Genomic DNA, 9,346 nt, shown 5'->3' with positions numbered 1-9,346 from the left:
GCCGACGGCGTTTCCCGTGCCGGGGGTGGGCGGCACCCGGAGCCCGGCCGTGGCGACACCGGCCGGTCCGGCGGACCGCCCCGGCCGGCCGGGCGGCGCTTCGCAGCCCACCCGCCGGGGCAGTCCGAACCGGCTGGGGAGACGTCCCAAGCCCGCCCGAGGGCCAACCCGAACTGGCTCGGCGGGCAACTCAACCCTGTCCGGCGAGCGTCTCGAATCAGCTGGGCGATCATCCCAACGCCACTCGCCAACGCCCGGCTCCCCGCCGGGACTGCGAAGCCCACCCCGGCGGACACCTCAACCCCCTCCGGCGGCCAATCCGAACCGGCTGCGTGGGCATCCCAAGCCCGTCCGGCGATTGAGGACGGACCGGCCAGCGGGCGGGCCCGGCAGCGGGCAAGGCGCGGCAGCAGACCGGCCCCTCGCCCCAGCCCTACCGTCCCAGCGCCGTCACGTCCCCCATCACCACCTGCGGTCGCTTCTCCGGGATCAGCCATCGCAGCAGTTCCTTCATCCGCGCCATCGGCAGCGAGACGCAGCCCTGCGTCGGGCCGCCGTGGTCCACGTGGATCCAGATGCCGCCGCCCTTGGCCGGGCCCAGGGGGCGGGTCCAGTCCAGTGGGGTGGTGCCCGGTTGGCGGTTGTAGTTGATGGCGACCACGTGGTCGAACGATCCGGCCAGTTGCTCGCCCTCGAAGCCGACGCCGCTGATCGTGAAGGCCGGGCCCCGGTCGTACGGGAGTTTCGTGCCCGGGTCGGGCAGTCGGCCGCCCGCGTCCGTCAGGCCGAAGACGCCGATCGGGCTGCGGAGATCGCCCTGCCGGTGGTCGTCGGTCCAGCCCTTCAGGGCGTTGTGCGCCGGCCACGGGTCGGAGACGGACCGCCAGCCCTCGACGGGGTCGCGCTCGTAGAGGACCAGGGTGGCCCGGTTGGAATCCGGGGCGTCGCCGGTGACCACGACGGCCTGGCGGCTGTCCTCGGGGATCTGCGACCGGGTCTTCGGGCCGAGCGACGGGATCTCCCTCGGGCGTACGGTCTGCTCCTCGGTCTTGGAGTCCGGCACCGCCCGGCCCAGACCGCCGCGCGCGTCGCCGGTCGAGGCGCCGGCCGCGTCGGCGGTCGCGCCCTTGCCGTCCGCCGCGGTCGGGACGGACGCCCCGCCCGCGCAGCCGCTGAGCAGCAGACCGGCGGCGAGCAGGAGGGCGGCCACTCCGTGCGGCCGTGCGAGGTGAGACATGTATGACCTTTCAGTTCGCATGGGCCGTCGGAGCCTTGCCGGGCTCGGGGCCTGCCCCGAGGGCGGGGTAGTCCGCATCGGTGATCATGTCGCGTACGTCGTCGACGATCCGGGAACTCGCGCTCGCCCCGGCGACACAGACACTCACGTGGATGCCCACGTCGGCGCCGGGCTCCGGGCCCGCCAGCAGGGCGCCGTACTCCGTGGTGCCCTGGAGCTTGCGGCAGAAAGCCGAGGTCTCGTCCAGCGCGTACAGCGGGGGCGGCGTCTGTGTCTTGGTGTGGAGCCCGCCGAACTTCTTCAGGTCGAGCGAGATCAGTACGCCCCCGGGCCGCAGCACCCGGACCCGGTCGCAGCCGGCCTGCTCCCCGGCCCCGCAGGCCGGTGTCACGGTGGGCACCCGCTGGCTGGCGACGAAGCCGCGGGGCGCAAGGCCGGTCTCGGGGTCGCGGGGCACGGCGAGTGCCTGCCAGCCCGGCGGCAGGCGCAGGGTGAGGCCGTAGAGGTCGGGGAAGCTGACGGCGCGGCCTCCCGCCGGGTCGGTCGCGGTGCCGGTCGGGCCCGGGCTCGCCGGAGGGGCACCGTCGCCGGGGCCGCCGCTCAGGAAGCCGGGCAGGAGTGTGCCGATCACGACGAGGCCGGTCACCGCTGCCGCCGCCGTCCCGGCGACGCGGCGGCGCCGTCGGCTGCGGGCGGCTCGTTCCCGTACGCGACGCAGCCGCTCCTCGGGAGCGGGCAGCCGGGGCACGGCGCGCTCCAGCAGCACCCGCAGCTCGTGCTCGACATGCTCGTCGTGCCTCTCGTGCTCCCCGTACCCCCCGTACCCCCCGTGCTCCCCATGCTCCCCGTGCTCCCCGTGCTCCTCATCCTCCCCGGACACCCCGCTCACCTCCCTCCTCCACCGGCACCGGCAGCGCGGCCCGCAGCGCGAGCAACGCCTTCGCCGACTGGCTCTTGACCGTGCCCGGCGCGCAGCCGAGCGTCGCCGCCGTGTCCTCGACGCTCAGGTCCTCGAAGAAGCGCAGCACGACGACCGCGCGCTGCCTGACCGGCAGCGCCCGTACCGCGGCGGCCAGCGACTGCTCCAGGTCCACGCTCTCGTACGCGTCGAACGAGCCCGCCGCGTCCGGGACTTCGCCGTGCGGCACCTCGCCGCGCCAGCGTCTGCGCCACCACGAGGCATGCGTGTGGACCAGTGCCTTGCGTACGTACGCCTCCGGCCGCTCCCCCGAGATCCGGTGCCACTTGGGCCACACCTTGGCGAGGGTCGTCTGGAGCAGGTCCTCGGCGAGGTGCGCGTCGCCCGTCAACAGCCAGGCCACTCGCAGCAGTCGCGGCCCACGAGCGGCGACGAACGCCTCGAAGTCGCGGTCGCGGTCGGCGTAGCGGTCGCGGTCGGCGTACCGATCGCCTTCGCGGTCGCCGCAGCGATCGGAATCGGGATCGGGATCGCGATTGGGAGCGCCCCGGTTCATCGTCTCGTCGCCCTCGCCCATCCGTTCGGTCTTCCACGACCGGTCAACGCGCCGGGGTCGCCATCAGGTTGCCCCATGGCAGGAAGACGCCACGCAAAGGGCCCGGAACCATACGGTTCCGGGCCCTGCGGAGCGTGGAAGCGGACGACTACTTCGCGACCGGCTTGCGGAGCTGGATGTTCAGCTCACGCAGCCGTGTCTCGTCCAGCTCCGTCGGCGCGCCCATCATCAGGTCCTGCGCGTTGCCGTTGAGCGGGAAGGCGATCGTCTCGCGGATGTTGGGCTCGTCCGCGAGCAGCATCACGATGCGGTCGACACCCGGCGCGATGCCGCCGTGCGGCGGGGCGCCGAGGCGGAAGGCGCGCAGCATGCCCGCGAACTCGTGCTCGACGGTCTCGCGGTCGTAGCCCGCGATCTCGAACGCCTTGAGCATCAGCTCCGGCTCGTGGTTCCTGATCGCGCCGGACGACAGCTCGATGCCGTTGCAGACGATGTCGTACTGCCACGCCAGGATGTCCAGCGGGTCCTTCGTCTCCAGGTCATCAAGACCGCCCTGGGGCATGGAGAACGGGTTGTGCGAGAAGTCGATCTTGCCGGTGTCCTCGTCCTTCTCGTACATCGGGAAGTCGACGATCCAGCAGAACCGGAACACGCCCTCCTCGAAGTGGCCGGCCCGCTTGGCCGCCTCGACGCGGACCGCGCTCATGATCTTCGAGACCTCGTCGAACTCGCCCGCGCCGAAGAAGATCGCGTGGCCGGGCACGAGCGACAGGCGCTCGGTGAGGACCTTGACGTTGTCCTCGGTGAGGAACTTGGCGATCGGGCCCGCCAGCGCGCCGTCCTCGCCGACCCGCACCCACGCCAGGCCCTTGGCGCCCTGCTCGACCGCGTAGTCGCCGAGGCCGTCGAAGAACTTCCGTGACTGGCCGGCCGTGTCCGGCACCGGCAGCGCGCGCACGTGCTTGCCCGCGAACGCCTTGAACTCGGAGCCCTCGAAGACGTCCGAGATGTCGACCAGTTCCAGCTTGGCCCGCAGGTCCGGCTTGTCGTTGCCGTACTTCAGCATCGACTCGCGGAACGGGATCCGCGGGAAGGGGGACGTGACCTCGCGCCCGTTGCCGAACTCGGTGAACAGCTCCGTCATCAGCTTCTCGATCGGCCGGAAGACGTCCTCCTGCTCGACGAAGGACATCTCCACGTCGAGCTGGTAGAACTCGCCGGGCGAGCGGTCGGCGCGGGCGTCCTCGTCGCGGAAGCAGGGCGCGATCTGGAAGTAGCGGTCGAAGCCGGAGATCATCAGCAGCTGCTTGAACTGCTGCGGGGCCTGCGGCAGCGCGTAGAATTTGCCCGGGTTCAGCCGGGAGGGGACCACGAAGTCGCGGGCGCCCTCGGGGGACGTCGCCGTGAGGATCGGGGTCGCCATCTCGTTGAAGCCCAGCGCGGTCATCTTGTGCCGGATGGCGGAGATGACGGCCGTACGCAGCAGGATGTTGCGGTGCATGCGCTCGCGGCGCAGGTCGAGGAAGCGGTACTCGAGCCGCCGCTCCTCGTTGACGCCGTCCTCGGTGTTGATCGTGAACGGCAGCGGCCCGGCGGCGCCGAGGATCTCGACCTCGGTGACCTCGATCTCGATCTCGCCGGTCGGCAGCTCCGGGTTCACGTTGTCCGCGCCACGGGCGGAGACCTTGCCGTCGATACGGACGACGGTCTCCTTGGTGAGCTTGGACAGCTCCTCGTTGGCGGGGGTGCCGGGGCGGGCCACGAGCTGGACGAGACCGTAGTGGTCGCGGAGATCGATGAAGAGGATGCCGCCCAGGTCTCGACGATTGTGCAGCCAGCCGCTCAGCCGGACGTCGGTGGAGACGTCAGAGGCGCGGAGCTCGCCGCAGGTGTGGGACCTGTACCGATGCATCGTCGTTCATCCAGTCTTAGCTTTTGGCGGGTGGGCTTGGCCGCACCAGGTTACCGGCAGGGCCGAGGCCGCTTCCCCCGCGTTTACGGGGCCGCTTTCCGGGACCGGTCCACGCCCGCCCCGGCGCCCCGCGAGCGCCAGCCCCGGCGCCCGGCCACCCGCACGCCTGCTTGACACCGCACTCCCCACCCGTACCGGTCTAAAGTGGTGCAATGCGTACCGAGGACGTGCTGGCCGCGATCGCGACCGGTGTGTGGCGCTGGGACAACGCCGCGGGGATCGTCACCCTCGACGCGGAGGCGGCACGGCTGTTCGGGCTGCCCGCCGAGCCCACCGTCCTCAGCGAGGCCGCCACCCGCGCCCGGCTGCACCCCGTCGACTGGAACGAGATCTACGCCGTCGTACGCCTCGCCGTCGCCGAGGGGACGCTCGCCGAGGCCCACGTCCGGGTCGTCGACGCGGAGGGGCGGGTGATCCGTACCATCAGGTCCCGCTCGAAGCCGCTGATAACGGAGCGGGAGTACGGCGAGGACTACGAGCTGATCGGCACCCTCCAGGAGATCGTCGAACCGCAGCAGGGCGCGCTGACCGGCCGGAGCCCGGTCGCCGGCGACTGGCGGCGCTCCCGCGAGGCGTTCCTGCTCGACGCGGGCCGCGCGCTCGCCGAGGCGCGCTCCACCGCCGAGGTGCTGCGGGTCGCGGCGTCGCTGTCGATGCCGGGCTTCTCCCCCGACGGGCTCGCCGTCTTCGGCGTCGACGGCGAGCGGCTGACGATCATCGGGCACCACGGGAACCCGGACAACGCCGAGGGCCCCTTCACCAACATGTCGGTGAACACGAACTACCCGGCGGCCGAGGTCGTACGGACCGGCCGGGCCATCTATCTGCCGACGGCCAAGGAATTCCACGACCGCTACCCCGCCACCTGGTCGATCGTGAAGGGCTTCGGCCGGCAGTCCTGGGCGTATGTGCCGCTGATCGTGGCCGGCCGCACGATGGGCGCCTGGATGGCCGCCTTCAAGAACCCGGTGACGTTCACGCCGGACGAACGCTCCGTACTGACGACGGTCGCCAGGATGCTCGCGCAGGCGCTGGCGCGCGCCGAGGTCGCCGAATCGGAGCGTGAGCTGTCGCTGGGGCTCCAGCGCTCGATGATGCCGACGCTGGGGCCGGAAATCCCGGGGATGAGCGTCGCCGCACGTTACGTGCCGACGGGTGGCGGGCTCCAGGTGGGCGGCGACTGGTACGACATCATCCCGTTGCCCGGCGGCGCCAAGGTCGCGCTGGTCATCGGCGACGTCCAGGGGCACGACGTCCGGGCGGCGGGCCTGATGGGACAGCTGCGGATCGCCCTGCGCGCGTACGCCGCCGAGGGGCACCGGCCCGACGCCGTACTGTCCCGTGCCTCGCGCTTCCTGCACGGCATGTACGAGTTCTCGACCGCCGAGGGCCCCACGCACCCCGACCAGAGCGACACGGGCGAGGACCCCGACTACACCGTGCCGCGCTTCGCGACGTGCCTGTACATGGAGGTCGACCCGGACTCCGGCACGCTCGACATCGCACGGGCCGGGCACCCGGACCCGGTGATCCGCTCGGCGGACGGCACGGCGCTCATCCGGCAGACGGCGGGCGGGCTGCCGCTGGGCATCGAGGCGGACTCGAACTACCCGACGACCCGGGTGGTCCTGGAGCCCGGCGACACCCTGATGCTCTGCACCGACGGGCTGATCGAGACCGGCGGGCACGACATGCTGAGCGGCTGGACGCGGCTGCGGCCCGTGCTGGAGGACAACACGGGTGTGTCGCTGGAGAAGCTCGCCGACGCGCTGGTCGCGGCGGTCCACGGCCCCACCTCGCACTACACGACGGGCCCGCTCGCCGACCGCCGCGAGGACGACATCGCGCTGCTGCTGCTCGCCCGGGACAACTCACCGGCGCGCCGCCCGCCGCGCCGTACGGTGCTGACGATCGCCCAGGCCGAGCCCGAGCAGGTCTCGGAGGCACGGCAGCAGCTGAAGAGCCTGCTGCACGACTGGGCGGACGAGGAGCAGGTCGACTCGGCGGTGCTGATGCTCTCGGAGATGGCCACGAACGTGCTCGTCCACACGGACGGCGACGCGGTGCTGATCGCGGAGGCGGCGGGGGAGCGGGGCAAGCGCCGGCTGCGGGTGGAGGTCGCGGACGCGAGCGACGAACTGCCGCACAAGCGGCGGCCGGGGGAGCTGGCGTCGAGCGGACGGGGGCTGGTGCTGATGGAGATGCTGGCGGACGCGTGGGGGGTGGATCCGCGGGGGGAGGGGAAGTCGATCTGGTTCGAGATCTACGAGAAGGGCGCGGCGGGCTGAGCCGGGGTGGCGACCGGGCGGCCGGCCACCGGGGGCCGGCCCCGGTCACGGGTCCCCCGCCGCGTACCGCTCCCGGATCTCCGCGATCACCCCGAACGCCGCCGCCGTGAGCGGCACGGCCAGCAGCATCCCCAGGATCCCCGCCACGCTCGCCCCCGCCGTGATCGCCAGCATGACGACCGCCGGATGCATCTGCACCGTACGGCTCTGGATCATCGGCTGCAGTACGTGTCCCTCCAGCACCTGTACGGCGAGTACGACCCCGAGCACCCACAGCGCGATCACCACTCCCCGGTCGGCGAGCGCGACGAGGACGGCGACGGCGCCGGACAGGAACGCGCCGAGGTACGGGATGTACGCCGCCACGAACACCAGCGCCCCGAGCCCGACGGCGCCCGGCACGCGCAGGATCAGCAGGCCGACGGTGATGCAGATGGCGTCGATGAGCGCGATGAAGGTCGTCCCCCGCATGAAGCCCTCGACGGCCCCGTACGCGCGCCGCGCCATCGCCTCGACGATGTCGCCGGTGCGGGGCGGGGCGACGGAGCGCAGCGCGCCGGCGACCCGGTCGGAGTCCTTGAGGAAGAAGAAGATCAGCAGCAGCGCGAGGACGGCGGTGGCGATCAGCTCGCCGACGACGCTGAGCCCGGTGATCACACCGGAGGCGGCGGTGCCGCCGAACTTGCTCAGCAGGCTCTTCGCGTTCGTCGCGACATCGTCCAGCGACGTCCCGGCGGCCCCGAGGTGCTTGCTGAGGTCCCGCCCGGCCTGCTTGAGCGAGTCCATGATCTGGTCGCCGGTCTCGATGAGCGCGCTGACGACGATGTACCCGGCGCCGCCGACGACCGCGACCACGGCCAGGCAGGTCAGCCCGGCGGCGAGGGACTTCGGCATCCTCATGGCGACGAGCCGCCGGTGGAGCGGGCCGAGCAGCGCCGTTCCGAGGATGGCGAGCAGGACGGGGGTGACGGCGGTCTTGAAGGTGACGACGATCCACACGCCGACGGCGACGACCCCGGCGACGAGCAGCAGGACGGCGCACCAGGCACCCACCCGCCAGACCTCGGCGGGCAGCACGCCGGGCGTGCCGCTCCCGCGCGAGTTCTCCATCCGCCCACCCGACCACGGCGTCCGCGCCGCTGTCCCACGGATGGGGCCGGGTGGGTGACGGGGTGTCACTCAGAGGGGGTGCCACCCGGAGACGCGGCGGGCCGGAGGGTGGGACGGCTCCCGTCCCACCCTCCGGCCCGATCCCGACGGCAGGGCTTACGCGGCGTCCGCCGGCACCGTGCCCAGCCGGCCGGACTGGAAGTCCTCGAAAGCCTGCTTCAGCTCGGCGTGGCTGTTCATCACGAACGGGCCGTAGTGCGCCATCGGCTCCCGGATCGGCCGGCCGCCCAGCAGGACGACCTCCAGGTCCGGCGCGTTCGAGTCCTGCGACTCGTCCGCGCGGACCGTCAGCGACGAACCCGCGCCGAAGACCGCCGTCTGGCCCTTGTGGACGGGCCGCCGGTCGGGACCGACCGCGCCGCGTCCGGCCAGGACGTACGCGAGGCCGTTGAAGTCCTCGCGCCACGGCAGGGTCACCTCGGCGCCCGGCCGCAGTGTCGCGTGGATCATCGTGATCGGCGTGTGCGTGATGCCGGGACCCTCGTGCCCGTCCAGCGAGCCCGCGATCACCCGGAGCAGCGCGCCTCCGTCGTGCGACGTCAGCAGTTGCACCTGGCCGCCGCGGATGTCCTGGTAGCGGGGGTCCATCATCTTGTCGGCCGCGGGCAGGTTCACCCAGAGCTGCAGGCCGTGGAAGAGACCGCCCGACGTGACGAGGGACTCCGGCGGCGCCTCGATGTGCAGCAGGCCGGAGCCCGCCGTCATCCACTGCGTGTCGCCGTTGCGGATCGTTCCGCCGCCGCCGTTGCTGTCCTGGTGGATGAAAGTGCCGTCGATCAGGTACGTCACGGTCTCGAAGCCGCGGTGCGGGTGCCAGGGGGTGCCCTTCGGCTCTCCCGGCGCGTACTCCACCTCACCCATCTGGTCCATCATGATGAACGGGTCGAGGTGCTGGTAGGCGATCCCCGCGAAGGCCCGGCGCACCGGGAATCCCTCGCCCTCGAAGCCGCCGGGCGCGGTGGACACGGCGAGCACGGGACGGGCGACGGCGTCGGCGGCCGCCGTGACGCGGGGAAGGGTCAGCGGGTTTTCGACGGTCACAGCGGGCATTGGGGGCCTCCTCGGCTTTGGCTCCAATTTAGTTGAACGGTGAACATCTGGCAAGCGGGCAGATATTCCACGCCCCCCGCCACGCACACCGACCCGGGTGCCCGGACCTCGGCGGGCGCGCTCGGCGGCCTCCGCGCAACGGCCTCACAAAGAG

The 9,346-nt window shown here is 72.2% G+C and carries 7 protein-coding genes; 1 reads left to right on the top strand and 6 read right to left on the bottom strand.

All coding sequences use genetic code 11. The features are described from left to right. Nucleotides 1-433 precede the first annotated feature (433 nt). The 4 genes from ACFUN8_RS35710 to aspS form a co-directional block, all read right to left on the bottom strand. Nucleotides 434-1,237 (bottom strand): L,D-transpeptidase family protein, encoded by an 804-nt coding sequence (locus ACFUN8_RS35710; protein ID WP_383647152.1) that lies wholly within the window; start codon nt 1,235-1,237, stop codon nt 434-436. A gap of 10 nt (nt 1,238-1,247) precedes the next feature. Then, complete coding sequence (locus ACFUN8_RS35705; protein WP_383647150.1) at nt 1,248-2,117, bottom strand: hypothetical protein; 870 nt, start codon at nt 2,115-2,117, stop codon at nt 1,248-1,250. Next, nucleotides 2,101-2,733, bottom strand: a complete 633-nt coding sequence (locus ACFUN8_RS35700; RefSeq protein ID WP_383647147.1) for a SigE family RNA polymerase sigma factor — start codon at nt 2,731-2,733, stop codon at nt 2,101-2,103. Before ACFUN8_RS35700 ends, ACFUN8_RS35705 begins: the two co-directional genes overlap by 17 nt. 127 nt (nt 2,734-2,860) lie before the next feature. Then, entirely contained in the window at nt 2,861-4,624 is a 1,764-nt protein-coding gene (aspS, locus tag ACFUN8_RS35695) for an aspartate--tRNA ligase (RefSeq protein WP_383647145.1), read from the bottom strand. 212 nt (nt 4,625-4,836) lie between these two features. Between aspS and ACFUN8_RS35690 the strand changes: the two genes are divergently transcribed. After that, nucleotides 4,837-6,972, top strand: coding sequence for a SpoIIE family protein phosphatase (locus ACFUN8_RS35690; protein ID WP_383647143.1), 2,136 nt, complete (start codon nt 4,837-4,839; stop codon nt 6,970-6,972). A gap of 45 nt (nt 6,973-7,017) precedes the next feature. On the opposite strand, the gene ACFUN8_RS35685 is transcribed toward ACFUN8_RS35690, so the two are convergent. Together ACFUN8_RS35685 and ACFUN8_RS35680 are read right to left on the bottom strand one after the other, a co-directional pair. Then, nucleotides 7,018-8,082 (bottom strand): AI-2E family transporter, encoded by a 1,065-nt coding sequence (locus ACFUN8_RS35685; RefSeq protein WP_383647140.1) that lies wholly within the window; start codon nt 8,080-8,082, stop codon nt 7,018-7,020. 156 nt (nt 8,083-8,238) lie between these two features. Then, nucleotides 8,239-9,192, bottom strand: a complete 954-nt coding sequence (locus tag ACFUN8_RS35680) for a pirin family protein (RefSeq protein WP_382572655.1) — start codon at nt 9,190-9,192, stop codon at nt 8,239-8,241. Nucleotides 9,193-9,346: the final 154 nt, after the last annotated feature.

The organism is Streptomyces sp. NPDC057307, from assembly GCF_042667665.1.
In the GTDB taxonomy this organism is placed as follows: Bacteria; Actinomycetota; Actinomycetes; order Streptomycetales; family Streptomycetaceae; genus Streptomyces.
Note: the sequence above shows the minus strand (reverse complement) of the source record. Positions and strands in the feature narration are given on the sequence as shown.

Excerpts from the sequence above, each read along its gene's own strand:
- ACFUN8_RS35690 (WP_383647143.1), top strand. The coding sequence starts at position 4,837 with ATGCGTACCGAGGACGTGCTGGCCGCGATCGCGACCGGTGTGTGGCGC.
- ACFUN8_RS35685 (WP_383647140.1), bottom strand. The coding sequence starts at position 8,082 with ATGGAGAACTCGCGCGGGAGCGGCACGCCCGGCGTGCTGCCCGCCGAG.
- ACFUN8_RS35700 (WP_383647147.1), bottom strand. The coding sequence starts at position 2,733 with ATGGGCGAGGGCGACGAGACGATGAACCGGGGCGCTCCCAATCGCGAT.
- ACFUN8_RS35710 (WP_383647152.1), bottom strand. The coding sequence starts at position 1,237 with ATGTCTCACCTCGCACGGCCGCACGGAGTGGCCGCCCTCCTGCTCGCC.
- aspS (WP_383647145.1), bottom strand. The coding sequence starts at position 4,624 with ATGCATCGGTACAGGTCCCACACCTGCGGCGAGCTCCGCGCCTCTGAC.
- ACFUN8_RS35680 (WP_382572655.1), bottom strand. The coding sequence starts at position 9,192 with ATGCCCGCTGTGACCGTCGAAAACCCGCTGACCCTTCCCCGCGTCACG.